This is a genomic window from Comamonas thiooxydans (assembly GCF_000964545.1).
In the GTDB taxonomy this organism is placed as follows: Bacteria; Pseudomonadota; Gammaproteobacteria; order Burkholderiales; family Burkholderiaceae_C; genus Comamonas; species Comamonas thiooxydans.
The window spans coordinates 116,283-139,560 of sequence record NZ_BBVD01000005.1; the positions used below are offsets into that span (position 1 = coordinate 116,283).

23 protein-coding genes are annotated in these 23,278 nt (G+C 61.2%); 12 read left to right on the plus strand and 11 right to left on the minus strand.

The genetic code is table 11. The features are described 5' to 3' along the window. The first annotated feature begins 184 nt into the window (after positions 1-184). The 3 genes from Cth01_RS08100 (at position 185) to Cth01_RS08110 (ending at position 2,519) form a co-directional block, all read left to right on the plus strand. Complete coding sequence (locus tag Cth01_RS08100; RefSeq protein ID WP_034384266.1) at positions 185-859, plus strand: hypothetical protein; 675 nt, start codon at positions 185-187, stop codon at positions 857-859. A gap of 79 nt (positions 860-938) precedes the next feature. Then, positions 939-1,646, plus strand: coding sequence for a hypothetical protein (locus tag Cth01_RS24125; protein ID WP_174447041.1), 708 nt, complete (start codon positions 939-941; stop codon positions 1,644-1,646). A 333-nt stretch (positions 1,647-1,979) separates the two neighbouring features. Then, complete coding sequence (locus tag Cth01_RS08110; RefSeq protein ID WP_045838915.1) at positions 1,980-2,519, plus strand: DUF1697 domain-containing protein; 540 nt, start codon at positions 1,980-1,982, stop codon at positions 2,517-2,519. A gap of 87 nt (positions 2,520-2,606) precedes the next feature. Here the strand turns inward: Cth01_RS08110 and Cth01_RS08115 are convergent, their stop codons facing one another. Both Cth01_RS08115 and Cth01_RS08120 read right to left on the minus strand, forming a co-directional pair. After that, positions 2,607-3,236 carry a DUF2625 domain-containing protein gene (locus Cth01_RS08115; RefSeq protein ID WP_045838916.1) on the minus strand — a complete coding sequence of 210 codons (630 nt, stop codon included), beginning with the start codon at positions 3,234-3,236 and terminating at the stop codon, positions 2,607-2,609. A 135-nt stretch (positions 3,237-3,371) separates the two neighbouring features. Beyond that, on the minus strand, positions 3,372-3,770 hold the full coding sequence (locus tag Cth01_RS08120; RefSeq protein WP_045838917.1) for a VOC family protein: 399 nt from the start codon (positions 3,768-3,770) through the stop codon (positions 3,372-3,374). A gap of 439 nt (positions 3,771-4,209) precedes the next feature. On the opposite strand from Cth01_RS08120, the gene Cth01_RS08125 reads away from it, so the two are divergent. Together Cth01_RS08125 and Cth01_RS08130 are read left to right on the plus strand one after the other, a co-directional pair. Then, the gene (locus Cth01_RS08125) at positions 4,210-5,127 is read left to right on the plus strand and encodes a LysR family transcriptional regulator (RefSeq protein WP_034352546.1); all 918 of its coding nucleotides are present in this window, start codon (positions 4,210-4,212) and stop codon (positions 5,125-5,127) included. A gap of 169 nt (positions 5,128-5,296) precedes the next feature. Continuing rightward, entirely contained in the window at positions 5,297-6,928 is a 1,632-nt protein-coding gene (locus tag Cth01_RS08130; RefSeq protein ID WP_045838918.1) for an ATP-binding cassette domain-containing protein, read from the plus strand. 167 nt (positions 6,929-7,095) lie between these two features. Here the strand turns inward: Cth01_RS08130 and Cth01_RS08135 are convergent, their stop codons facing one another. Then, a complete protein-coding gene (locus Cth01_RS08135) occupies positions 7,096-7,506 on the minus strand; it encodes a hypothetical protein (protein ID WP_034352538.1) in 411 nt (136 codons plus the stop codon). Between the two features lie 181 nt (positions 7,507-7,687). On the opposite strand from Cth01_RS08135, the gene Cth01_RS08140 reads away from it, so the two are divergent. Beyond that, positions 7,688-7,888: a hypothetical protein gene (locus Cth01_RS08140; protein WP_034384081.1), complete on the plus strand. Its 201-nt coding sequence runs from the start codon at positions 7,688-7,690 to the stop codon at positions 7,886-7,888. 56 nt (positions 7,889-7,944) lie between these two features. Here the strand turns inward: Cth01_RS08140 and Cth01_RS08145 are convergent, their stop codons facing one another. Both Cth01_RS08145 and Cth01_RS08150 read right to left on the minus strand, forming a co-directional pair. After that, entirely contained in the window at positions 7,945-8,226 is a 282-nt protein-coding gene (locus Cth01_RS08145) for a YkvA family protein (protein ID WP_034384078.1), read from the minus strand. 165 nt (positions 8,227-8,391) lie between these two features. After that, positions 8,392-8,925 (minus strand): GNAT family N-acetyltransferase, encoded by a 534-nt coding sequence (locus Cth01_RS08150; RefSeq protein WP_034395324.1) that lies wholly within the window; start codon positions 8,923-8,925, stop codon positions 8,392-8,394. A gap of 145 nt (positions 8,926-9,070) precedes the next feature. On the opposite strand from Cth01_RS08150, the gene Cth01_RS08155 reads away from it, so the two are divergent. Further along, complete coding sequence (locus tag Cth01_RS08155) at positions 9,071-9,496, plus strand: TOBE domain-containing protein (protein WP_034384072.1); 426 nt, start codon at positions 9,071-9,073, stop codon at positions 9,494-9,496. Then, positions 9,496-9,978 carry a tRNA (N6-threonylcarbamoyladenosine(37)-N6)-methyltransferase TrmO gene (tsaA, locus tag Cth01_RS08160; RefSeq protein ID WP_034384069.1) on the plus strand — a complete coding sequence of 161 codons (483 nt, stop codon included), beginning with the start codon at positions 9,496-9,498 and terminating at the stop codon, positions 9,976-9,978. The genes Cth01_RS08155 and tsaA overlap by 1 nt, the downstream gene beginning before the upstream one ends. 81 nt (positions 9,979-10,059) lie before the next feature. Here tsaA and Cth01_RS08165 read toward each other — a convergent pair whose 3' ends face one another. The 3 genes from Cth01_RS08165 to Cth01_RS08175 all read right to left on the minus strand — a co-directional run bounded on the left by Cth01_RS08165 (position 10,060) and on the right by Cth01_RS08175 (position 15,494). Further along, complete coding sequence (locus Cth01_RS08165) at positions 10,060-11,187, minus strand: suppressor of fused domain protein (protein WP_034384066.1); 1,128 nt, start codon at positions 11,185-11,187, stop codon at positions 10,060-10,062. 99 nt (positions 11,188-11,286) lie between these two features. Next, entirely contained in the window at positions 11,287-13,737 is a 2,451-nt protein-coding gene (locus Cth01_RS08170; RefSeq protein ID WP_045838919.1) for an ATP-dependent DNA helicase, read from the minus strand. After that, on the minus strand, positions 13,734-15,494 hold the full coding sequence (locus Cth01_RS08175) for a VRR-NUC domain-containing protein (RefSeq protein WP_082085645.1): 1,761 nt from the start codon (positions 15,492-15,494) through the stop codon (positions 13,734-13,736). The genes Cth01_RS08170 and Cth01_RS08175 overlap by 4 nt, the downstream gene beginning before the upstream one ends. A gap of 126 nt (positions 15,495-15,620) precedes the next feature. Here Cth01_RS08175 and Cth01_RS08180 point away from each other — a divergent pair, with 126 nt between their 5' ends. After that, positions 15,621-15,950, plus strand: a complete 330-nt coding sequence (locus Cth01_RS08180) for a carboxymuconolactone decarboxylase family protein (RefSeq protein WP_004340750.1) — start codon at positions 15,621-15,623, stop codon at positions 15,948-15,950. Positions 15,951-16,001: 51 nt separating this feature from the next. Here Cth01_RS08180 and Cth01_RS08185 read toward each other — a convergent pair whose 3' ends face one another. Next, positions 16,002-17,915 (minus strand): potassium transporter Kup, encoded by a 1,914-nt coding sequence (locus tag Cth01_RS08185; protein WP_174447042.1) that lies wholly within the window; start codon positions 17,913-17,915, stop codon positions 16,002-16,004. 217 nt (positions 17,916-18,132) lie between these two features. Between Cth01_RS08185 and Cth01_RS08190 the strand changes: the two genes are divergently transcribed. The 3 genes from Cth01_RS08190 (at position 18,133) to Cth01_RS08200 (ending at position 20,558) form a co-directional block, all read left to right on the plus strand. Then, positions 18,133-18,915: a type 1 glutamine amidotransferase gene (locus Cth01_RS08190; protein WP_034384058.1), complete on the plus strand. Its 783-nt coding sequence runs from the start codon at positions 18,133-18,135 to the stop codon at positions 18,913-18,915. A 127-nt stretch (positions 18,916-19,042) separates the two neighbouring features. Next, the gene (locus tag Cth01_RS08195) at positions 19,043-19,807 is read left to right on the plus strand and encodes a YwqG family protein (RefSeq protein ID WP_034384256.1); all 765 of its coding nucleotides are present in this window, start codon (positions 19,043-19,045) and stop codon (positions 19,805-19,807) included. Between the two features lie 37 nt (positions 19,808-19,844). Beyond that, positions 19,845-20,558: a ribosomal protein L7/L12 gene (locus Cth01_RS08200; protein ID WP_045838920.1), complete on the plus strand. Its 714-nt coding sequence runs from the start codon at positions 19,845-19,847 to the stop codon at positions 20,556-20,558. Positions 20,559-20,603: 45 nt separating this feature from the next. Here the strand turns inward: Cth01_RS08200 and Cth01_RS08205 are convergent, their stop codons facing one another. After that, the gene (locus tag Cth01_RS08205) at positions 20,604-22,052 is read right to left on the minus strand and encodes an efflux transporter outer membrane subunit (RefSeq protein ID WP_034405489.1); all 1,449 of its coding nucleotides are present in this window, start codon (positions 22,050-22,052) and stop codon (positions 20,604-20,606) included. Continuing rightward, positions 22,049-23,272, minus strand: a complete 1,224-nt coding sequence (locus Cth01_RS08210) for an HlyD family secretion protein (protein ID WP_034384050.1) — start codon at positions 23,270-23,272, stop codon at positions 22,049-22,051. The genes Cth01_RS08205 and Cth01_RS08210 overlap by 4 nt, the downstream gene beginning before the upstream one ends. Positions 23,273-23,278 lie beyond the last annotated feature (6 nt).

Sequence of the window (23,278 nt, forward strand, 5' to 3'; positions counted from 1 at the left end):
AACAAGGTATTTCTGTTTTCCTCCGGCTTATTGAAACTGCCATTAACCGAAAGAACGTTTTGGAACAGGCATCTGCGAAGCCAAAGCGCAACTCCGGTTGGCATTGATCATTGTGCAATGACAAATGGTCTTTCGCCTGAATTCATCCCCGTGGTCTGAGAACTCGCTATTCAAAGGAATGATCATGAAAAAGTCTTTGATTGTCATGGCGGTTGCTGCCTTGGCTGGTGTGGCATCTGCTGCAACCAACACAGGGACCAATGCGTCCTCAGGAACTTATTCCTCGGCTGCCAGCTCCGGCACGGGCAGCGCTGTGAGCTTCAATAGTGCGACGGCCAGCGCTCAAGCAAGCGGCTTTGGAACCAGCACCGGCACCACCGGCTCCTGGGGGCCTGTGGCCTCGGGCCAATCGAGTGTCGGAGGAAGCGCCTCCACCACAGGAACCGTCACCAGTCTTGCCGCGACCAGCGGGGGCGGCGTTGCCGGCGGCTACGGAACCACCAATGCCAACGCACATTCGGACGTAGGTAGCAATTACCTCGGCCAAGCTCCCGGCAAGCTGGTCAGCGGTGGCGCCGGAGGCTATGCAAACTCGAGCACCAACAATGTGGCTGGAACCGCGTCCATCGGCAATGGCATTGCGGTGGTGAACAGCACTGCCCATACCAACTCCTACTTTGGAGCGAACTCGCAGGCGATCTCGGGGCCGGGAGGAACCTCGACCAGCAATAACTCTGGCGCCTCCTCCGTTGGCAACGCGACAACTACCGGCTTCAGCCTGGGTACAGCCTTCGGAGGCTCCAATGGTGGCGGAACTTCGGGCAATGCTTATGGATGGGCGAACTCGGCCGCCAACTAGATAAGCTCCGCGAACTCAGTTGTATTGCCCCCGGGTTGCGGCCTCCCAAGTCAAGACTCGGGGACAAAGGAGAAACAGCATGAAAGCCTCAATAGCCTTGCTAAGCCTTTGTGTCCCTCTGTGCAGTTTTGCGCAGAATGCCGATAGCAGTGCACAAAGCCTCTCCAGCTCTTCCGCAGTGGGAGCACAACAGAATCAGTCCATCACCATCGTCAATCCGGTTGCTGCGGCGGACAGTCGATCGGTATCCAGCATCGAAAGCAGGTCGACTTCAAGCTCGGATCAAAACATAACGACCAGCGGAACCACTACCCAGAATCTGAACAGCACGGTATCCGGGACATCCAGGAACATCGTCGAGTACAGCGGTACTTACACCGTGAAGAACGTTCCCAGCGTGAACGGCCCCAATCTCACGACCAGCAATGACACCTGCATGGGCAGCAGCAGCGGCAGTGCCAACGGCCCTGGCTTTGGCGTGAGCTTCGGCACAACCTGGACGGACGAGCATTGCAAACGCCTGAAAATGAGCCGTGAGCTCTGGAACAAGGGCATGAAGGCAGCCTCGCTGGCAATGGACTGCATGGATCCCGCCGCTCGCGTGGCACTGGAGATCACGGGTTCGAAATGCCCGCAATCCATGACCGCAGATGAGCGCCGCAACCACTATGGGCCGGATGCTTCAACACAAGGCAGTCCTGCACCGTCTACCGCGCAGGCCGTTTCTGGCACCAGTCTCGAGCAGGCAATCGAGTCCAGGCAAACGGCAAGCCTCTATCCGAACTGACAAGCGCTCAGGCCAATCCCGGCGGGGGACACAAGGGCAGCCTGAGCCTGGGCGAATTCTGTGAAATGCAGCAGCAATCCGTGCAATGACTCGGGCTTTGCCCCAAGCCAAGCACGGTTGGTGCTGCTGTGGAATTTCTGTCTCGTGGAAGGACAAATCCATCTCAGCCTGATCCATTGTGGACTGCAAGTCCTCCTGAATCCTCTCCATCCAGACAAACCTAATCTCGCGGGCTGTTGCGATACGCTAGCATCCTCTTTGCGCCTTGGTGCTCCGTCACATCGTACGGGATTTCTCCGCCTGCCCCTTCGAGATCCGCTCCATTTATCAGTCATGCCCATCTATGTAGCTCTGCTGCGGGCCGTCAATGTCGGCGGAACCGGCAAACTCCCCATGGCGGAGTTGAAGTCCATGTGCGAGGCCGAAGGGTTTGCGCAGGTACAGACCTATATTGCCAGCGGCAATGTGGTGCTGGATGCAGATTGCACCGAGCAGCAGCTCAAGTCGACATTGGAGCGACGCCTGGCCAGTTATGCGGGTAAGCCCGTGGATGTCATCGTGCGCACGGCCCGGGAGATGATGGAGGTGCTGGCCAACAACCCCTTTCCCGAATCCCCGGGCAACCGCACTGTTGCCATCTTTCTCGATGAAGCACCACCAACAGACGCGCTGACCCAGATCAAAGGCCGCAAGGACGAACAACTTCAGTTGGGACGGCGAGAGATCTATGTGGCTTATGGTGCAGGAATGGGCAGTTCCAAGCTCAGGATTGCAGCAGCTGCCCAAGGTACGGCCAGAAATATCAACACGATTGCCCAATTGGTTGAAATGGCGACAGCACGCCAAGAGGTTGCGACACGGAAAAAGCGCTGATAGCCGCTTGAGCCGGTCGCACGCAGGCGGAGAAAGCGGTACATCCACTGACGTCTCCTCCATTGTCTTGGCTCAGGCCGGCTCTCTCTAACCACTCTTGCTCATGAATGCATAGTGTTCTGCTGCCGGTACCGGCTTGCGCGCACTCGAATGTACGGAGCCCTGCTCCGTGAAGAGAAAGGGATAGAAGCTCATGCAAGCATCATTCCCCATGCCGGCCACCTCGGCTTCCCAGCCTTCCCAACGTAAATCACGGTAGAAGTCGCGCAGCCCACCTGTGAAAGCCCATTGCACAAAAGCCGTATGCCCCATCTCCAGCGATTCCCAGGCCCAGGTGTCCGGAGCCAGGTAATGGACAGCCCCCAGATCTTCGCCCAAGGCCCCGCCATTGATGGCAAAGAATCCACCCACCGCATCGTCGGCAATCAGCAAAAATCCGCTGCTACGCGCGCGATTCCACGCCGCGAGATCGCGTGTGAGCCTGGGATGCCCCGAGCCCAGCATTCTGAGCCAGCCCCCGTCGATGAGAATTCCACCGGCTCCATGAGCCATGGCCCCCAGCGGCGAGCGTGTCGTGACCTGCAAAGCAAGCAACACCGAGTCTCTCTGAGCCGACGGAGGAAGACATTCGACAGGAATGCTCGCATCCTGCGCCCAGGCTTGTATCAGCGACAAGGCCGGCTCGTCGCGCTCCAAAAGTTCTGCCAGTGCACGCATCGATCCCCCTTGATGCAAAAGTCAACAACATCGGAATTCTGACATTTGATCTTGGTATCCAGAAGCCTCGTGAAAGGCTTCAAATCGGTGCATGGCTCGACATTGACTGACTCATTCACCAGGCATCGGCTTCGGCTACTGGCTGACGCTTGGCAGTGTCTGGAGCGCTTGCTCCGAATGAGGGTGTGACTGATTCAGCCCTATGGTGCAGCCAAAGGGGTCAAGCAGCATTGCCGCAGTTGCACCAAGGCTTGTGACAATAGGACCTCGGTACAAAACTGCCCCTCTTTGTTCAAGTCTCCGTATCGCATCCTGCAGATCAGCTACCTCCCAATAGACTGTCGCCCCGCCGGCTCCCCCCGGACACTTACTGTCCTGCGGATGGAAACCAATCAGGCAACCCGGTGTCCGGATAAAAGCGTAGTGATGATTCTCATATTGCACCTCGGTCTGAAACAATTCGGCATACCAGATAGCAGTGGCATCAATATCTTGGACAAACAGCACGACGGATTCAATTTGCTTCAGCAACATAGGCTCTCAAGGACTCTGCAAAACAGCGGTCCACAAATATAGCGCTGGCCTGGTGCTGAAAAGCAGCCGATATGCAGAAGCTGAGATCGCCTGAGAAGCATGCCACACAGCAGCCAGGAGTAATCGATCCCCGAGAATGCCAGCCTCCTCCTCACCCTCCATTGGGTGGCACTCTGAAGCCCGCCCCTACTCGCGCCTCGGCGCGCTCCAGCCAATTCCGGACTTGTGCCAGCCAGCGCCATGCGCGGGCCTCCCCGGGCCCTGCCGCTTCAAGCCTGTGTGTGGGCGCAGCTGCAGCCCCGCCATCCAATGCGTCATATCCCGCGCCGCGGTCTTCAATTCGATGATTTTTCATGGTCGACCAATAGTCTTTGGCGGCCAAACATCTGTAAAGTTGAATGATCTGACCATTCAGTTCAGAAAATCTGACTTAAAGTCCATGCGGAACCTGAACCTCGATCAGCTGCAGACGCTGATTGCCATCGCCGATCTCGGCACCTTTGCCGCAGCAGCCCAGGCGCTGCATCTGGCACCACCCACGGTCAGCCTGCATATCAAGGAGTTGGAGGCACGCATGAACGCCACGCTGTTGCTGCGCGGCAGGCGCCAGGCGGAGCTGACATCGGCCGGCCAGGTGCTGGTGCAGAAAGGACGCAAGCTGCTCGAGGCCGGCGACGACCTGATCGATCAGGTGCAGCGTCACGCCAGCGGCCGCGCTGGGCTGGTCAAGGTAGGCGTATCGGCCGGGGTCAATATTCGGCTGTTTCCGCTGATGCTCGACGCCCTCAGCCGTCACAGCCCGGGCATTGACATCAAGCTGGAGGCTGTGGGCTCAGCCGACTCCATGCAGCGCCTCAAGGCCGGAACTCTCGATATCGGCCTGGTCGCCAGCCCGCAGGCGGAGAGCGCCGAGATCATGCTCACGCCCTGGCGTAACGATCCCATGGTGGCACTATTGCCTGCCGCCTGGGAGGTCCCCGAACGGGTCAGCCCCGAATGGCTGGCAAGTCGCCCCTGGGCCTGCTTTGCGTCCGCCACGCAGATGCATGGACTGATTGCCGGCTGGTTCGGTCAGGCAGGACTGAGTCCTCGCCCGTTCATTGCGCTGACCTATACCGAGGCGCTCAAAAGCCTGGCGGCAGCCGGTCAGGCTGCAGCCCTGCTGCCGCTGGAGGCCATGGAAGAGCAGCAACAACAGAGCAGCGTGCAGATACGGCACCTGTCACCCACCTTGATGCGACCCATGGCCATCGCCCATCGCCAATTGCCAACGCTGAACCCTGCGGTCGCCAGCGTGCTGGCGGTGCTGGCGAAGTTCGGCAATCAGGCAGCGGCATCCACGCCACGCCTTGCTTGACCTCCGCGCCGCACTGCCTAAAATCGACCACTTCAACCTTCCAACGAGGCTCTTCACCCATGCGCCATTGATGCCGCCGTCTGATTGACGGCCACCTCCCCTCCTCCCAATCGCTGCCGTCCACATGTGCAGCCTGGGGATGTTAGGCATCAACCCATCGCATGGTTCTATGACAGAAGCTCGCCTGACGCTGCATGGCGTCTCCTACACACTGCCCAATGGGCGGCCGCTCTTTTCCAATCTTTGCTGCAGCTTCGGCTCACAGCGCACGGCGCTGGTGGGCCGCAATGGCGTGGGCAAAACCGTACTGGCCCGCATTCTGGCTGGCGAGCTGCCTCCCGGCTGCGGCGGCGTAACGTGTGCGGGTCGCATTCACTATCTGCCGCAAAACCCTCTGGCATCCCGTCCAGATCTGAGCATCGCTGCACTGGCAGGCCTGAGCGACACGCTGCTGGCACTGGAGCGTATTGAGCAAGGCAGCTGCGAAGCCAGCGACTACGAACTGCTAGCCGAGCGCTGGGACATACGTCAGCAGTTTCAGATGCAGCTCGAACGGATCGGCCTGCCTCCGCTGGCACCGCAAACACCTGCCAGCCAGCTCAGTGGCGGCCAGGCCATGCGCGTGGCGCTGCTGGGTGCACAACTGTCCCAGGCCGACTTTCTGATTCTGGACGAGCCCAGCAATCATCTGGACGCTGCCAGCCGCTCTGCCCTGGCGCAGCAACTGCAGCAATGGAGCAGCGGCCTGCTGCTGATCAGCCATGACAGAGTCTTGCTGGAGGTCATGGACTCCGTTGCGGAACTGACCCCCAGCGCAATCAACATCTATGGAGGAAACTACTCTTTCTATAGAGAAGTCCAGCGCCAGAAAAGCCAGAATGCACAAGACGAGCTGGCCCGCCTCAAGCTGGAACGCAGCCGCGCCGAGCAAGCCTTGCGCACGCAGCAGGAACGCCAGAGTCGCAGGCAGGCACGTGGTGAAAAGCAGGGAAAGAACGGCAACCAGGCCAAGATTCTGCTGGACGCAAGCAAGGAACGCGCCCAGAGTTCGGGCGGCAAGCTGACCACCCAGCAGGCCTCAACGCGCGAAGCCCTGAACCAAAGCGTGCGCGAGGCCGCCGAGGCACTGCAGCGCCAGGTGGACTGGCAGGCCGACGGCATCCACTGGCATGCGCCTCAAGAGCCGAGGAGCCAGGGAGACCGCATCGTTGCCGAGCTGCGTGATGTGCAACTGCCCCATGTTGAGCCGCACCCTCCTCTGAACCTGGTGCTGCGTGCCGGTCAGCGCATGGCCGTTAGCGGCCCCAATGGCTGCGGCAAGTCCATGCTGTTGCAACTGCTGGCTGGGCAGTTGCAACCGCTGACGGGCGAGTGCTGCCTGAAAACGCCGTTTGCAATGCTGGACCAGCACCAGAGTCTGTTGCAAGCCGAATCACCCGTGCTGAGCCAGTTACTGGCCGCCAGTCCGCGCACGCCCGAGTCGCTGCAACGTATGCGACTGGCACAAGTCGGGCTGGATGCGCGCCATATCGATCAGCCTAGCGGGCAACTCAGCGGTGGTGAACGCCTCAAGGCCGCCATGGCCTGCACGCTTTACCGTGACGAGCCGGCGCAATTGCTGCTGCTGGACGAACCCGACAACCACCTGGATCTGCCATCCCTGCAGGCGCTGGAGAGCATGTTGTGCCAATACGCGGGCACGCTAATTATCGTTTCGCACGACACCATGCTGCTCCGCGCGCTGAAGTTGACGCACCAGCTGAGCTTTGCCGCTGAAACATGGACATTGACAACGCTCTGATCGCTGCAACCGGCCCTGTCACGGTCACTACCGGCTGGCAAGGCCAGCCCTCGGTTGAATCTCGGTTGTGCAACGCCGTGCATTCTGCCCCCGGTTCGGCAATGCTCAAGGCACCTCCAAGCTCCCGGACCATTCATCTACTTGCCCCTGATTTCGACCTCAGGGGTTCAGGAGGTCTTTTTCCAGCTTCTTCCGTCCGTGGAGCGATAGTCACCACCCGTGGCACAGCAACCGCCCGCACCAAAGGCCATGCGTCCCAGTGTGACCCGAAGCACGCCTTCCTCATAGCGGATGGATTGACGCTGGCAGGAGGTGAAAAACGGGTATGGCTCGGGCGCCAGTACTTTTTCCCAGCGGACTTCGCCTTTTTCCAGAGGCTCCACAAGAAAGACCTCGCAATCGTGGACCAACAGGAACACCGGCTGGCCTGCCAGCACGCCCTTGAAGACCTGCTCCGGCGCTGCATCGCGCGTGGCTTGCGCCTGTTTGCTCAGAGGTGCTTGGGCTTCGCCAGAGTTGCAGCCCGCCAGACCTGTCAGCGCCAGCAGCAAAAAGGAGAACAAGGGCTTTGCGATCATGAGAGTTCAGTATGCCAGTTGCTTGCCATCGCCACGACTGAAATCGTGTTGGAGAATCAAAGCAGTCATCCTGCATATTCCGTGTGATCCCCAATGTCTTCGTGCCCTACGACACCGACAAGTGCGAGCAGCCCAATATCTCGCCCTCCTGGAGCACGGTGTCAGAGCACCAGCGCAAATTGTGTATTTTCGAATCGGCCCCACGCTCCATGCCCTCTGGGGGAATCTCAAGGCATTGGACTTCAACCCGCAAACCGACAAGGTCAGGAAGCTTGAGCTGGGCGCAGACCAGAGCCATGCCTCTTCGGGCAATGCCACTGCAGAACTCGAGCCCTTGGCACCGTTTCAATTTCTGGGCATCCAAGGTCTGGCGGGCTTGTAAAAAGCGACCAGCGCTGATGCATCAGCGCTGGTCGCTATGGTTGTAGTGATTGCAACTTAGCCGGCCTTGGTGCCCACGCGTTCGCGCAGTGACGCCAGAAGCTCGGCCGGCAAAAACCTGAAAGCCAGTTGCAGCAGCAAAAAGCCAATCAGGCCATCGTCCAGCCATCCCAGAATGGGAATGCTGTCGGGTACGAAATCTATGGGGCTGACGATATAGAGCGCCGCCAGCACGGTGACCAGCTTGGCCGCCTTGGGCGAACGCGGGTCCCGCAGCACGGCCCAGGCAAGCAGCAGCTCTTTGCGAAAGCGTGACAGCGCACGACCCAGTTTCCACATAGTAGTCACTCCGGCAAAAGTGAAAAAACCGAATCTTCAGCTGCGGTCGAACTGGACGATGGCAAGAGCGAGGCATTGCCAGTCTGCCACAGAATGTATCCAACAGCTGAAACCCCAAAGCATCAATCCTTTTATCGAAAAGATTGATGCTGATTTGACAGCAAATCAACCGTCGATCGGGTTTTCCGGCGTCTGCAGCGTGAGCTGGTAGAAGGCCAGATCCAGCCAGCGGCCGAACTTGAAGCCCACCTGGGGCATCAGGCCCACGGACTCGAAACCCAACCGCTTGTGCAGTGCAATGCTGCCCGCGTTGGCGGCGTCGATGGCACCGACGAGCACATGCACATCTCCACGCTGCCTGGCCTCGGCAATCAGCAGTTCCATCAATTGCTGCCCCAAACCTCGGCCCCGGTGCTGTGGATGGACATAGACCGAATGCTCAACCGTGTACTTATAGGCGGGGTAGGCGCGAAAACCTCCCCAGCTGCAAAAGCCCAGCAACCGGCCTTGCGCATCCTCAATGCCGATGACGGGGAAGCCGCCTGCACGCTTGACATCGAACCAGCTGACCATGTTTTGTGTCGTGCGCGGCTGGTAGTCGTAGAGCGCCGTGGAATTGACGATGGCATCGTTGAAAATGTCCAGAATCGCAGCGGCGTGGCGTTCGTGCGTGCATTGCACGATGTTCAGATCACTCATTTCTTGGCCTCAGGCACCCAAATCAGAGTCGGTATTATGGGCAAGGTCCAAGCAGTCGTGGCCTGCGCAGCGTTTAACTGCACAGGCGCGGGTGCTATAAGAATAGATTCAGCTTCCTTCCCGCCGGTATTTTCAGGAAACCCTCATGCAAAGCAGTGCACGCAACCAGTTCAAGGGAAGTGTCTCCCATATCAGCCACGGCATCGTCACCGATGAGGTCCAGATCCGTACCGAGCACAATGCGGAGCTGGTGGCGACCATCACGCATGGCAGTGCCGTCAGCCTGGGCCTGAAGGCCGGCAGTACGGTGATCGCCATGGTCAAGGCGCCGTCCGTGATGGTGGTGACAAATTGCGAAGGCGTGCGCTTCTCGGCGCGCAACCAGCTCAACGGCAAGATCACCCGAATCAAGCCCGGAGCGGTGAATGCCGAAGTGACCATAGATGCTCAGGGCCTGCAGGTGGTGGCCATGGTCACCCAGGAAAGCACCGAAAACCTGGGCCTTGCCGTGGGCAGGACGGCTACGGCCTTGTTCAAGGCTTCTCAGGTCGTGCTGGCGGTGCTGCCCTGATGAACGAATCCATTGTTCTGCAGCCCATAGGCCGTGTACACAGCCCGTTCAAGCATGCCGTGGGCATGCCCATACAGACCGTGGCTGCCCAGCAGCATGAGGGAAAGATCGAGGTTTTTGCACCTTTTGCCGCAGGCTTGCGCGATGTGCAGGAGTTTCAATACCTGATCCTGCTCACGCACCTGCATGAGGCCACGGAAAAGCTGGAAGTCGTGCCCTTTATGGACACCAGCAGCCATGGCGTTTTTGCCACAAGGGCACCGGCAAGACCCAACCGCATTGGTCTGTCCATTGTCGAGCTGCTTGGCATGGACGGATGCTGGCTGCATTTCCGCGGTAACGACATGCTGAATGGCACGCCCGTGCTCGACATCAAACCCTATGTACCGCAGCTGGATGTGCGCGAGACAGAACGCATAGGCTGGTTTGCCAGAGGGCTGGATCAGTTGCCGGGCAGACTCTCCGACGAGCGCATGCGTTAGAAGCTATTTGTTTTCCGAGCTGGAACAGTTGATGCGTCTAGCTCCAAAGCGTATGCAGCTACTTGATGCATGGCATGGTACCTAGCGCTCTTCGTACCTGCCGGTCACGCGCCCCTGGCTATCCGTCACCACACTGCTCTTGACCTGCCAGACCAGACCATCGAGTCCGGGCACGGTGTACTCGCCGTCGCGTCCCTTGACGGCCTGCTTCCAGGCCTGCATCTGAGCCTGGGTCAGGCTGAGCTTGAGTTCATGGTCGCTATGCCAGTCCAGCATCCCGCCTTCACTGTCGCCGGCAGGTACCAACTCCAGCGTGGAACCATCGCCTGCCAGAATCAGCGGACGACCATGGGGCAGGCGAGCAGGCAGCATGGCCTTGAGATCGCGCACGCCCAGGCTGCCCAGGCGAATCACGGTCTGGGGACTGCGCAGCAGACGCTTGCGATGACTGAAGCCAAGCACATCGTTGTAGAGCACGCACGTCTTGGAGCCTTCTCTGGCCGCCCCCGCATCGATGGCGGCCTGCATATCGGGCATGTCATGCAGACTGGGCCGGGCCAGATCGGTGATCCACAGCGGCATATAACTCTGCAGGGACTGCAGCGCTCCCAGCACATTCCAGCGGCGTACCTCGCGCAACTCGTCACTGGTCAACCCCACCAGCTGCAGAAACATCAGGTCACCATAGGGCGTGTGAATGGCCGCCAGCTCGGGATCCTGCACAAAGCCCATCTCGGTCAGCAGCGTGTCGGCATCGGCCTTGATCGGGCCGCTGGCCGTCATCCAGTGGCCGGGGGCCAGCACATTGCCGGTGCGAAATACATATCGAGCAATATTTTGCAAGAAGTTAACAGGCCAACTAGGCGGCTCCTGCTCGCTGGCGGCACGCATCAGCCTGAAGCTCAGCTCGAAACCATAGCCACTGGGCTTGCCTGGAGCGATGTCGTAGCTGTCGTCCAGATCACCATACAGGTCGCTGAAGCCATAGCTGACATAGTGCCAGTGCGGCACGCCCTGCTCGCTGCGATAGACGCTGACGCCGTCCAGCGGCTCTTCTCCTCCAAGACGAAACTTGATCAGCGTCCCGAAATGCGCGGGCTGCTGGTCACCATAAACCGCCTGCAGCGCCCCATCGATTGCATCCCATCCCTGGCTGCCCTCTTGCCCTTCAGCGTGGGTTTGAGAGTCGTAGGTTTCGCGGGAATTCATGGCCTTTTTCTCCTTTGCCCCAAGTATCAAGGCAGGCGAAAGCCGTTCGAGCGGGATTACAAACGGAGATGTGAGCGAGCGTTTCTGGCAACCATGCGTTCAGAAACCTCGGTCGACCCCTTTGATCTGCCACCAGGCAGGCAACAGTGCGCGCACCTCGGCGCGCGCGAAGCGATCGTCCATCAGCACCAGAATGCCACGATCGTTCTCGCCGCGTATGACCCGGCCAGCCGCCTGCACCACCTTGCGCAAGCCCGGGTAAAGATAGGTGTAGTCATAGCTCAGCCCCACTCCCATGGCCTGATCCATGGCACGCTGCATGGCTTCGTTGACAGGATTGAGCTGGGGCAGACCCAGCGTGGCAATAAAAGCACCGATCAGACGGCTGCCGGGCAGATCCACGCCTTCGGAAAATGCCCCGCCCAGCACGGCCAGCCCCAGGCCCTGACCACCCTCGACAAAGCGGGCCAGGAATTCGGCACGCCCGGCCTCGTCCATGCCACGCTGCTGCAGCCACAGCGGCAGTTGCGGCTGCAGCCGCTCCAGGGTGGCGGCCAATTGCTGCAGATAATCAAAGCTGCTGAGAAAACACAGATAGTTGCCGGGCTGACGCGCATATTGCTGCGCGATCAACTCGGCCATGGGGATCAGCGATGCCTCGCGATCCCGCCAGCGTGTCGATATATGGCGTGCGATATGTACCTGCAGCTGCCGGGCCGCAAACGGCGACGGGACATCCAGCCAGGCAGTATCGGCAGGCAGTCCCAGCAGGTCCCGGTAGAACTGGGGCGGACTCAGCGTGCCCGAAAACAGCACCGTGGCCTGTGCCGCCTCATGGCGTGACGCCAGATGCGGCGCGGGCACCACATTGCGAATGCACAGCGTGGATGCCGGCGTACGCACTCTGCCCGCACGCTGCGGCGGCGTGGCCAGTTGAATATCAAACAGCGCATGCGGCCCGAACTGATCGGCCAGTGCCTGAAAATGCAGCAGCTCCCAGTAAAAACCCAGCAAGGCATCATCGGCAAGTGCGGGCTGCCCCACTGCAGCTGCATGGCCGGCTATCTCCTGCTCAGCCAGCTGATCCGCTATTGCACCTACGGCCCGCTGCACGGTACCCAGCAGTGCATCAGGAATGCTCTCGTAGCTTTGGTAACTGGCCTGATCCTGGGCCTTGTTCAGCGCCTGCCACTGGCGCTGCATTGCATCGAGTGCCTTTTTGACAGCTCCGGTCGCGGCCTGGCGGGCCTGCGCCAGATCAAACTGGGACAGCGGTGCCGTGTACATGCTGCGCGCGCGCTCCAGCAGATTGTGTGCCTCGTCCACCAGCACGCCCACACGCCACTCCTGTTGCAAGGCCAGCGCATGGAGCATGGAGGCACTGTCGTAGTAATAGTGGTAGTCGGCCACCACTACATCGGCCCAGCGCGCCAACTCCTGCGACAGGTAATAGGGGCAGATGCCATGTTCCAGGGCCAGAGTCCGTAACGATGGCGCATCCCATAGCGGCAGTTGCAGCGCCTGCTGCCTGGCCGCAGGCAGTCGGTCAAAGAAACCGCGCGCCAACGGACAGGACTCTCCATGGCAGGCCTTGTCGGGATGCTCGCAGGTCTTGTCGCGCGCCTGCATATCCAGGATACGCAGTGGCACAACCGATGCCGATGCCGATGCCGATGCCGATGCCGATGCCGATGCCGATGCCGATGCCGATGCCGATGCCGATGCCGACAAAGCTTGCTGCAGCTGCCACAGTGCGTGCAGTGCCAGCCCATGTCCAGTCCCCTTGGCTGTGAGAAAGAACAGCTTGTCCAGCCCTGCTGAATCCGTGGCCCCCTTGCCCATGACGGCTCCCATGCTCTTGAGCAAGGGGAAAATCGTGGCCAAAGTCTTGCCGATACCGGTCGGGGCCTGGACCATCAGGCAACGACCTCCTTCGCTGGCATGGGCCGTGCGGTAGACGGCCACGGCCAGCTCCCGCTGCCCTGCTCTGAAGGCCGGCATGGGAAATCTCAGCTGCACCATGGCCTCATTACGCGCCTGACGGTGGGCGGCCTCGCCGCGTGCCCAGACGAGATAGCTGGCACATTGCGATTCGAAAAAGGCTTGCAGTTCGGTGGCAGGACATTCCTCCACCAGCACGGTCTCCTCTGCGCTGCCGATCTGGAAATAGACCAGCGCCAGCTTGATCCGCTCAAGACCGCGCTCCTGACACAGCAAATGACCATAGACCCTGGCCTGGGCCCAATGCAGTGCCCGATGATGGGGACGCACGCCGTCAAGCCGGCCCCGGTAGGTCTTGATCTCTTCGAGCTGCTGCTTCACGGCATCAAAGCCATCGGCCCGACCGCGAACCTGCAGCTCTTCGAACCAGCCGCTGAGCGCCAGCTCCGCCTCGTAGCCACCCACTTTGTCACGCCGTTTCTGCACCACGGCATGCCCTTCCATGCCCTCCAGCGCACTGGGCGCGGGCGTACAGCGCAGATCCAGATCGCCGCCGCGCGCCGTGAACTCGCACAGCGTGCGTACTGCCACGCTAAGCGCAGGCTTCATGACGTGCCACCGTCGTCGCGCCACTGCACATGACAGACGCGCACAGGAATGCCCTGCTCCTTGCAGTAGGCCAGCCAGCGAATCTGGTTGTCCTGCAGCTTGTCACCCGGCGCTTTGACTTCCACCAGCTCATAGCGTGCACCGGCATCGGACCGCAGGGGCCAGAAGCGCACCAGATCGGGAAAGCCGGTGCGGTTGGCCTTCAGGTCCAGCAACAGCCGCGCGAACAGAGTCCGCAGATGGGCCTCAGGCATGCAATCCAGCGCCAGCTCCAGCAGCTCTTGCGTCAATGAGCCCCAGAACACAAACGGTGACTGAACCCCTTGCTTGTCGACAAAACGCTGGCGAATCGTGGCCCGGTAGCAACCGTCCTCCAGCTCGGCCAGACAGGCATCAAACAGAGGCTGGCGGCGCAGCACAAAATCCGGTGCTCCCAGATCGGCCGGCCCACTCTGGAAGGGATGAAAAAACGCCCCCGGCAGCGGCGCAAAGATGGCGGGCCAGCACAGCAGACCGAATAGCGAGTTGACCAACGCATTCTCCACATAGAACACGGGCGCATCAGCACTATGCCAATGGGCTTGCAGCGCGTACTCCACCGCCATGGGCTGGGCGGGTCGGTCCAGCAGCACATCGCAGCGCAGGGCCGCCACGGCCGGGGCCAGAGCTGGCTGGCGCCCCGTGGCCCCCAGTCCCAGGCTGCGGCTCAGACGCGGCAGCATGCGCGCCACGCGCTGGCGCTCCTCCTCGCTTTCAGGCGCGGCTTGCGCCTGGCTGGCAAGGGCCAGTGCCTCATCAAAGCGCTGCATGCGCTCCAGCACGCGAATATGACGGTGGCGTGCACCCGCATAGCAGCTGGCCGTGTAGGCCTGAGCCGCCAGCGGCCAGTCCTGCAGCCTCTCGCACATCTGGCCAAGCTTCAGCAGAACCTTGGCCCGGCGCATGTCCAGCCATGGGTTCTCGCTATGATTTTCAATAAGCGCAGGCAGCAATTGTGCCGGCTCCACGCCTTCGTCGAGGTCCCGACGCCGGGCCGATATCTCCAGATAGAAGTCCAGATCTTCGCGGCGCTGAAATGCACGCGAGTCAGCATCCAGCGCCACCGGCTCGTAGCGGAAAATACCGAGGTCGGCCAGCACGAACTCCGACCAGTCCTGGTAGAGATTGCCAAAGAACATCAGCCGCAGACGCTCTCCCAGCTCGTCCACCATGACGCGCCAGACAGGTTCCACGGCCTCGGGATGCCAGACGGCATACGGCCGAGGCTCGGGTTGCCTCTCAGCCAACAGTTGCAGCATCTCGGCCTTGCGCATCGAGGAGCACAGCTCAAAGCCAGTCAAGATCTGAAGCAGCTCGGGTTTGGTGTGCAGGCCGAATAGTTCGACCGCCTCCATGGGCTCGGTGGTACTGAGCCAGCCACGCTCCAGCAAAGGTGCTGCGGCGTCGCCCGTCACCGGAATCTCCTCGTAGGCCAGCTTGCTGGCTCGAAACCAGGGCCCGCGCCGCATCAGCATGCGTACCAGCAGCGCCCTGGAGTTCTGCGGCAAGCGCGCAAAGTCGGCAATGAAATCAGCCTCCTGCTCACTGAGCAGATCTCCATAGCGCTGCGCCAGCCAATCCAGCGCCTGCTGGAAGTTGTGCAGATAGTAGAAGCGGTGCGGCGGAAGAATGGCGGCCTGGGATGCGGTCACGGTGACGCTCACAAAATGCTCGGGGAAAAGACGGCTGGATGCCGACCATGAAACCTGTATTTTCATACAGCCCATAAGTCCCTGCAGACTCCTCCGAACCCAGGATTGCCGATCAGCGGCCGAAACGCTTGCGACTTGAATGCCCGGTGACAGTGGCACACAATCAATGCTTCATTCAACAAGGAGCAGGCAATGCTGGACTGGAACGAATACCGCAAGGAATTGGCAGGCAGGCTGGGAGAGTTTTCCGAGTTGAGCCCAGGCACCATGGAGGGCTACAAGGCCTTGTCCGGTGCGGGCAGGAAGACCGGCCATCTCGATGCCAAGACACGCGAGCTGATTGCCATTGCCGTGGGCGTGACCACGCGTTGCGACGGCTGCATTGCCGTGCATACCAAGGCTGCCAAGGCAGCTGGTGCCAGCCGGGAAGAAATTGCCGAAGCCCTGGGTGTGGCTGTGGCCTTGAATGCGGGCGCCGCCATGGTCTACTCGGCTCGCGCTCTGGACGCTTTGGACGAGTAACGTTCTAAAAAGATAGCAGCCAGCGCCTGTCTGGCTAGCCATACCTAGCCGTCAAAGCACAACCTGCGTGCCCAGCTCCACCACCTGGTTCGCAGGCAGCTTGTAATAAGTGGCCGCACTGGCCGACTGACGAGACATCCAGCCAAACAGCGCGCAGCGCCAGGCCGAGAGACCGCCGGGCCCGTCCACCACCTGCACCCTCGCCACAAAGAAGCTGGTCGTCATGGGGTCGAGGTTCGGTATCTCTCCATCGGCGTCCGGTGCAATCCGCTGGAGCGCCGCCGGAATATCAGGCTGCTCGCGAAAGCCGAAATGCATGTCCAGTGCCCAGACCCCATTGCACATGGGCTTCAGCTGCAAGCGCTCGCCATCATGCACATAGGGCGTGTTCTCGTTGATCACGTGGAGAAATACCGTCTGCTCATGCATGACCTTGAAATGCTTGAGATTGTGGAACAGCGCATTCGGCACAAGCTTGGGGTCGGAAGTCAGATAGACGGCCGTGCCGGACACCACCGGCACGCCGCTCATGGGCGAGCTCATCAGATCGCTCATGGGAATATCAAGGCGACGGCGATGTTCGGCCACCAGCTGGGTACCGTCGCGCCATGTGGTCAGCGCGATGAAGATGATGGCGCCCAGAGTCAGCGGCAGCCAGCCGCCCTGCTCCAGCTTGGTCAGGTTGGAGGCAAAAAAGCCTATCTCCAGCACCGCAAAACAGGCCAGCGCCGCCAGTGTCACGGCTCTTGCTCGGCTGCGCCCCAGATAGACCACAAAGCCCACCAGCATGGTGGTGATCAGCATGGTGCCCGACACGGCAATGCCATAGGCCGCCGCCAGCGCTCCCGAGGACTTGAAGGCCAGCACCAGCGCGATCACGGCCAGCAGCATCAACCAGTTCACACTGGGAATATAGATCTGGCCCTGTTCCTGATCGGAGGTATGCAACACACGCACACGCGGCAGATACCCCAGACGGTTGGCCTGCAGCGTCATGGAATAAGCCCCCGAGATGGTCGCCTGAGAGGCAATCACCGTGGCGGCCGTGGCCAGCACCACAAAAATCAGCAACCAGGACGGCGAGGCCAGCAAGAAAAAGGGATTGCTGGCCGCAGTCGCATCGCGCAACAGCAAGGCACCCTGACCGAAGTAATTGAGCATCAGAGCCGGAAACACCAGTCCATACCAGCCCAGACGCACGGCCCGGCTGCCGAAGTGGCCCATATCGGCATAAAGAGCTTCGGCGCCTGTCATGGCAAGAAACACGGCCGATAGCAGAAAGAAGGCCTTGTCCGTGTGTTGCACGGCGAAGCGAAGCGCATGCAGCGGGTTGACGGCCTGCAGCACCATGGGCGTCTGCACAATGCTGGCCACGCCCGCCCAGGCAATGCAGAGGAACCAGACAATGGTGACCGGGCCGAACAGCCTCCCCACCACACTGGTGCCCTTCATCTGAATGGAAAACAGTCCGATCAGTATGCCTATCGTGATAGGTACGATGAAATGCTCGAACTCCGGCGTGGCAATGCTCATGCCCTCCACGGCAGAGAGCACGGAAATCGCCGGCGTGATGATGGCATCCCCATAGAACAGCGCGGCCGCAAACACGCCGGCCCCGACCACAAAGCGCGAGCGGCGCGACTGATCGCCCATCACGCGGTGGGCCAGTGCCGTCAGCGCCAGCACGCCGCCCTCGCCATCGTTATCGTGGCTGAGCACAACCCACACATACTTGATGGCGACTATGACGATCACGGCCCAGAGCAGGGCCGAGAGCGCGGCCAGCACATTCTCGTGGCCCACCGTCAGCCCATGGACGCCGGTAAAAGCCTCCTTGAACGCATAGAGCGGGCTGGTACCGATATCGCCAAATACCACCCCCAGCGCCGCCAATGTCAGTGCCGACTGGCTGCTGCCCTGCCTCGTATCTCCAGCCCCCTGAAGCCCGTGTTTGCTTTGTGACATAGCCATGCTTTTGCAGTGATAGAGGCCGCTGCAGCCGGGCGGCGGCAGCCCAGTATGGCACGCTGACGGAAATTGGAAAGCTGGATGACGCTGGGCCGAGCTGTCTTTCTTTATGCAATCTTGATAGCAGCAGCCACAATCCATACCAGGGCTTGAGGCCTGCCTTTCTAGATTCAAGGCTTCGCAACAACCGGCTTGCCCTTCAAGCCCGTCTCCCATGAAGCCCGTCGCCATCCTCCAGCACGAAGCGTCGCAAGGCCCCGGCATCCTGCTCGACCATCTGCGCCAGCAAGAGATTGCCCATGTGCTGATAGATCCCTGTGCCGAAGGCACGGCCCCGGCCAATGCGCGCGACTATCGCGGCATCATAGTGCTGGGCAGCAACCATTGCGCCAACGAGCAGTTGCTCTGGATCGATGAAGAACGCTGCCTGCTGCAAAGTGCCCTGCAGCACGACATCCCCGTGCTGGGCCACTGCTTTGGCGCGCAGATGCTGGCCCGCGCCATGAGCGCACGCGTATGGCGCAACCCCTGCCCGAACATAGGCTGGAGCGAAGTCCGCATCGTCCCCAGCGCCCAGCAACTGATGAATCTGCCCGCGCAAGCCACCATCTTCAACTGGCATTACGACACATTCGACATTCCGACGGCCGCCAGGCGCACCATGTACGGACAGCATTGCCTGAACAAGGGCTTTGTCCACGGCCGGCGATGGGCGTTTCAAGGCCATCTGGAAGTGACCGCAGACAGCGTGCGTCAATGGTGCTGCGAGGGCCATGACGAACTGCTGCAGGCCCGGGGTCCGGCCGCACAAAGCGAGGCCCAGATCCTGGACCGAATGCCGCAACATATAGACCAGTTGCATGCCATGGCACTGCGTACCTACAGGGCATGGACCGACCAGCTGGACAGGCCGGTTTCGGTTTCGTGCAGCAGTTCCTCGGAAGCTTTGAGCCGATTTCGCCTGCGCTCCGACGAATACCTTCGCATGCAGCTATGAGACTGCACACTTGCCGCCCCTGGGCTGGCCGGGAACAGACGTTTTGTTGCATCTGGCGGACGGTCTCTGGCAAGGCCCGGCCGCTGTCTGGGTCAGAATGACCGGCAAACTCACTGCCCCAAGCTTCATGGACTTCACAACGCTTGAAAAACACCTGGATGCCTCGCCACTGCTGAAGGCGCACAAGCCATACTTCCTGAATCTGGCCCAGCCCGCCGTCGCCATTCGCCTGGGCCCCACCATGGGAGAGCCCTTGCAAAGCCGCTTTGGCGGCCAGCCCATGGTGCCCGCGGGCTTTGTCTGGCCCGAGCATCCGGACGGCCACTACCTGTTTGTCGGACAGATCAACTTTGCCGAGCTCCCGGGCGGGCCCGGCCGCCCTGCAGAGCTGCCGGCCAGCGGCCTTCTGTCGCTGTTCCACGGCTTTGACGAGGACGACGCCATCTTCTGGCGCGACCAGGACTATCTCAAGGCTTTTTACTGGCCGGACACCAGCGGCATGCATGAAATCCAGGCTCCCCATCAGTGGGTCACGGGAAGCCGTGCGCTGCAGTTTGAAAACGGCATAGACCTTCCTCGTCACGAGGAGCTGCGCAAGGACTGGCCAGTGGAGTTCGATGAACTCCAGGACTGGCTCCATGGACTTGAAGAAAGCGGCGATCTGCCTCGCGACTATCTGCTGGGCCGCCCCTCCTGGGACAGCCTTGGCTACGACCCCACGCCCGACGCCGAGGAATACCCTGGCAGCTCGCACTGGCGCTCGCTACTGACGCTGCAGTCGCACGAGGAATTCCACTGGTGCTGGCAGGACGGCGCCAGGCTCATGGCCTTTATCGAGAATGCCAGGCTGCACGCCAGGGACTTCAGCCATCTGCAGGTGGACTGCGGCTGACGCCTGGTTCGACCGCCACAACCATAAAGAGCAGCTCATGCCCACACAGATTCCTGCAGAAATCCTCAAGCAATGGCAAAGCGGTCACAAGATCGAAGCCATCAAACAGCTGCGCGAGCAAGGCGGGCTGGGTCTGAAGGAGGCCAAAGACCTGCTGGAAGCCAGCGACGAGCCGGACTTTGTCCAGCATGGCGCAGCAGAGCGGACGCAGGCCATGCAGCAGTTGCGCGAGCAGCTGGAAAAACTGGGCATGAAAGATGCCACTTTGCTGCTGGATCAGATGAATCGGGACGACATCGCGTCCGGCAGCTCCTTCTCTTCCATCAAGACCACCACCACGACGGTCAATGGCAGTACCACCACCAGCGTCACCGTGAGCGGCGATCATGCAGAGGCCATAGAGGCGTTGCTGTCCGGCGCAAACGCTGTGCCCGCAGAGACCAGGGCCGAGGTGGAAGATGCCATGGCACGCGGCAACAAGGTCGAAGCCATCACGCTGCTGCGCGATGCCACGGGCCTGGGTCTTGCCCAGGCCAAGGACCATATCGATGCGGCCATGGACGGGATTGCGCTGGACTGGCAGATCCTGCAACGACAATCGGTGCGGGCCAGCGTCCCGAGCAGCTTTCAGCCCGGAGCGCCATCACCGGGCGAAGTCCCCAGAGGACAAGGCCGGTATCTATGGCCGCTGGTGCTGGCCCTGGCTGCTGCCGGCCTTTGGTATTACTTCAATATGCCTTGGAGCCTATAGGAGACAAGCGAAAATGCTCACTTTTCAGGAGCTTTCGACTTGAACTCAAGGTTGCGGGGCGGCCGTATCCGCCAGCTGCCAGCCGCCACCCAGCGCCTGGTACAGCGCCACGGCGTTTTCCAGCTGGCTCTGACGCAGGCGCAGCACTTCCTGCTGCACGGCAAACAGATTGCGCTGGGCGTCCAGCTCCTCCAGATAGCTGGCGTAGCCGGCCTCGTAGCGATCCTTGGCAAAGCCCAGGGTACGACCCAGCACTTTTTCGCGTTCCTTGGCGTGCTCCCACTGGGCTTGCAGTTGCTGGGAGCTGACCAGAGCTGTTTCCACATCGCCAAAGGCCTTGATGACCACACCGCGATAGGCGTAGGCGGCCTGATCGCGCTGGGCAGATGCCGCATCGAACTGACCCTGCAGGCGACCGCCGTTGAACAGCGGCGCCAGAATGCTGCCGCCCAGCGACCAGACCCGGGCCGGGTTGTAATCCAGCGCGTTGATGAACAGGCTGCCGAAGTTCGCGCTCAGGCTCACCTGCGGCAAAAAGGCCGCACGCTGTGCCGCAAGATTGCTGTCGCTGGCCGCCAGCAGCAGCTGGGCCCGTGCAATGTCGGGGCGGCGCTCCAGCAAGCTCGACGGCAAGCCAGGTGCAGGCATGGCAGGCAAGCTCATGGACTCGAGCCCAGCATGGGCGCTCAATGTGGTACGTGCCAGGGCCTGTGCCTGGTCATCACCGCTTCCGCCCACCAGCTGCATCAGCGCTATGCGCTGGCGTTGCAGCGCCAGAGACAGCTGCTGCACCGATTGCCGCACGCTTTCCAGCTCGGCCAGCGCCTGGCTTTGCTGCAGCTGCGAGATATAGCCCACACGCACCTGGTCGGTGAGCAGACGCACCGCATCCTCGCGCGACTTCACTGTGTTCTCGGCCACGGCCAGTTGGGCCTGCAGCGAGCGCAGGGCGATATAGGCCTGCGCCACGGTCGCGGCCACCGTCAGGCGTACCGCGTCGCGATCCGCCTGGCTGGCCTGCAGACGCCGATCGGCGGCCCGGCTCAGACTGCCCAGGCGATCCCAGAGATCCAGCTCCCAGCTCGCCTGGAGCACAGGTTGGGCCGAACGCACATGCACCATCTGGCCGGTTCGCGCGCTCAGGCTGCGGTTGGCCGAGCCCGGTGCGCTGAGTGACAGCTGAGGCGCAGCCGCCGAGCCCGCCACATCGAGATTCGCGCGCGCCTCCTCCACCCGGGACACGGCGGTGAGCACATCGTTGTTGCGCTCGAGCGCCAGCTCCACCCAGCGGCTCAGTTGCGCATCGCCAAAGGCCTGCCACCAGCCGGCCTGGACAGCATCGGCAGCGCCTGCGGCCTGGTCCGAGCTCCAGCTGACAGGCACTGCAGGCTGGGCGCTGTCTGGAGCCCGGGTCAAACTGGGCACGCTGCAGCCGGCCATCAGGAATGCAAGCGCCAGTGGCAAGGCACGCACGGTATGGAAGGCGTTCTTCATGGCTTGGCCTGCTCGGATGCGGAAACTGCGGGCGCTTGAGATTTTTGAGCAAAATCGATCTCAATCGCTTGAGAGGTCTGCGCTGAATGCTCTACTTTTTGTGCAGTATCGAGGCGCACGATGACCGACATGCCGGGGCGCAGGCGCGCGGCATCGGCCTGGCCCTCGTCGATGGCGATTTTGATGGGCAGACGCTGGACGACTTTGGTGAAATTACCCGTGGCGTTGTCGGCCTTGAGCACGCTGAACTCCGAACCCGTGGCTGGCGCAATCTCCAGCACATGGCCCTTGAGGCGCAAGCCGCCCAGCGCGTCCACGCTGAAGCTCACGGCCTGGCCGATCTGCACCCGGGCGGTCTGGGTTTCCTTGTAGTTGGCCACCACCCAGTAAGTGGGCGGCACCACATACATGAGCTGCGTACCGGCCGCCACATACTGGCCCTTGCGTACCGATACCTCGCTGACCTGCCCGTCGCTGGGCGCATGAACCACCGTGTTGTCCAGATTGATCTGTGCCTGGCGCAGCAGCGCCTCGGCCATCTGCACCTGGGCCTTGAGAGAGTCACGGCCCACGGTCGTGGCCTTGATCTTTTCCTGGTTGATCGCGATGTCGGCCTGGGCTTTGGCCACGTTGGTCGCTGCCAGGCGCGAGGTGGCGCGCACCTTGTCGCGTTCGTTCAGAGACACGGAGCCTCGCTCGGCCAGCTCCTGCACACGCTTGAGCTCCGCCTGCGAGCGCTGGGCCTCTGCCTCCACGGCAGCCAGACCGGCGCGGCTGGCACTCAGCGTGGCACGGTTCTGGGCCTGTGTCTGTTCGGAATTGCTCAGCTGCGCCTGTGCATTGGCCAGTTGCGCCTGCGCCTGGGCGACGGCCGCTTCATAGCTGCGGCTATCGATGCGCACCAGCGGCTGGCCGGCCTTGACCTGCTCGTAGTCCCTGACCAGCACCTCGGTCACGTAGCCATTGACCTGCGGTGCCAGCACGGTGACGGCACCGCGCACATAGGCATTGTCCGTGGTCACCACAGAGCTGTTGAAAGGCCACAGATTCCAGGCCCGCAACACGAGCAGCATGCCTGCCAAGGCCACGACCAGCATGATGAGCACGCTGCGCAAAGAAGGCTTGATCTTCTTTGGCGTGGGAGGCAATGCTGCAGCGGGTGAAGGGGCAGCTGTCGCCGCAGATGCGGCGGGGGAATGGGGTTGTTGACTGTCGCTCATGCTCAA

Excerpts from the sequence above, each read along its gene's own strand:
- Cth01_RS08115 (WP_045838916.1), bottom strand. The coding sequence starts at position 3,236 with ATGCGTGCACTGGCAGAACTTTTGGAGCGCGACGAGCCGGCCTTGTCG.
- Cth01_RS08205 (WP_034405489.1), bottom strand. The coding sequence starts at position 22,052 with ATGAAGAACGCCTTCCATACCGTGCGTGCCTTGCCACTGGCGCTTGCA.
- Cth01_RS08195 (WP_034384256.1), top strand. The coding sequence starts at position 19,043 with ATGGACTTCACAACGCTTGAAAAACACCTGGATGCCTCGCCACTGCTG.
- Cth01_RS08210 (WP_034384050.1), bottom strand. The coding sequence starts at position 23,272 with ATGAGCGACAGTCAACAACCCCATTCCCCCGCCGCATCTGCGGCGACA.
- Cth01_RS08135 (WP_034352538.1), bottom strand. The coding sequence starts at position 7,506 with ATGATCGCAAAGCCCTTGTTCTCCTTTTTGCTGCTGGCGCTGACAGGT.
- Cth01_RS08130 (WP_045838918.1), top strand. The coding sequence starts at position 5,297 with ATGACAGAAGCTCGCCTGACGCTGCATGGCGTCTCCTACACACTGCCC.
- Cth01_RS08150 (WP_034395324.1), bottom strand. The coding sequence starts at position 8,925 with ATGAGTGATCTGAACATCGTGCAATGCACGCACGAACGCCACGCCGCT.
- Cth01_RS08170 (WP_045838919.1), bottom strand. The coding sequence starts at position 13,737 with ATGAAGCCTGCGCTTAGCGTGGCAGTACGCACGCTGTGCGAGTTCACG.
- Cth01_RS08165 (WP_034384066.1), bottom strand. The coding sequence starts at position 11,187 with ATGAATTCCCGCGAAACCTACGACTCTCAAACCCACGCTGAAGGGCAA.
- Cth01_RS08155 (WP_034384072.1), top strand. The coding sequence starts at position 9,071 with ATGCAAAGCAGTGCACGCAACCAGTTCAAGGGAAGTGTCTCCCATATC.
- Cth01_RS08190 (WP_034384058.1), top strand. The coding sequence starts at position 18,133 with ATGAAGCCCGTCGCCATCCTCCAGCACGAAGCGTCGCAAGGCCCCGGC.
- Cth01_RS08110 (WP_045838915.1), top strand. The coding sequence starts at position 1,980 with ATGCCCATCTATGTAGCTCTGCTGCGGGCCGTCAATGTCGGCGGAACC.
- Cth01_RS08145 (WP_034384078.1), bottom strand. The coding sequence starts at position 8,226 with ATGTGGAAACTGGGTCGTGCGCTGTCACGCTTTCGCAAAGAGCTGCTG.
- Cth01_RS08185 (WP_174447042.1), bottom strand. The coding sequence starts at position 17,915 with ATGTCACAAAGCAAACACGGGCTTCAGGGGGCTGGAGATACGAGGCAG.
- Cth01_RS08200 (WP_045838920.1), top strand. The coding sequence starts at position 19,845 with ATGCCCACACAGATTCCTGCAGAAATCCTCAAGCAATGGCAAAGCGGT.
- Cth01_RS08120 (WP_045838917.1), bottom strand. The coding sequence starts at position 3,770 with ATGTTGCTGAAGCAAATTGAATCCGTCGTGCTGTTTGTCCAAGATATT.
- Cth01_RS08125 (WP_034352546.1), top strand. The coding sequence starts at position 4,210 with ATGCGGAACCTGAACCTCGATCAGCTGCAGACGCTGATTGCCATCGCC.
- Cth01_RS08180 (WP_004340750.1), top strand. The coding sequence starts at position 15,621 with ATGCTGGACTGGAACGAATACCGCAAGGAATTGGCAGGCAGGCTGGGA.
- tsaA (WP_034384069.1), top strand. The coding sequence starts at position 9,496 with ATGAACGAATCCATTGTTCTGCAGCCCATAGGCCGTGTACACAGCCCG.
- Cth01_RS24125 (WP_174447041.1), top strand. The coding sequence starts at position 939 with ATGAAAGCCTCAATAGCCTTGCTAAGCCTTTGTGTCCCTCTGTGCAGT.
- Cth01_RS08175 (WP_082085645.1), bottom strand. The coding sequence starts at position 15,494 with ATGAAAATACAGGTTTCATGGTCGGCATCCAGCCGTCTTTTCCCCGAG.
- Cth01_RS08100 (WP_034384266.1), top strand. The coding sequence starts at position 185 with ATGAAAAAGTCTTTGATTGTCATGGCGGTTGCTGCCTTGGCTGGTGTG.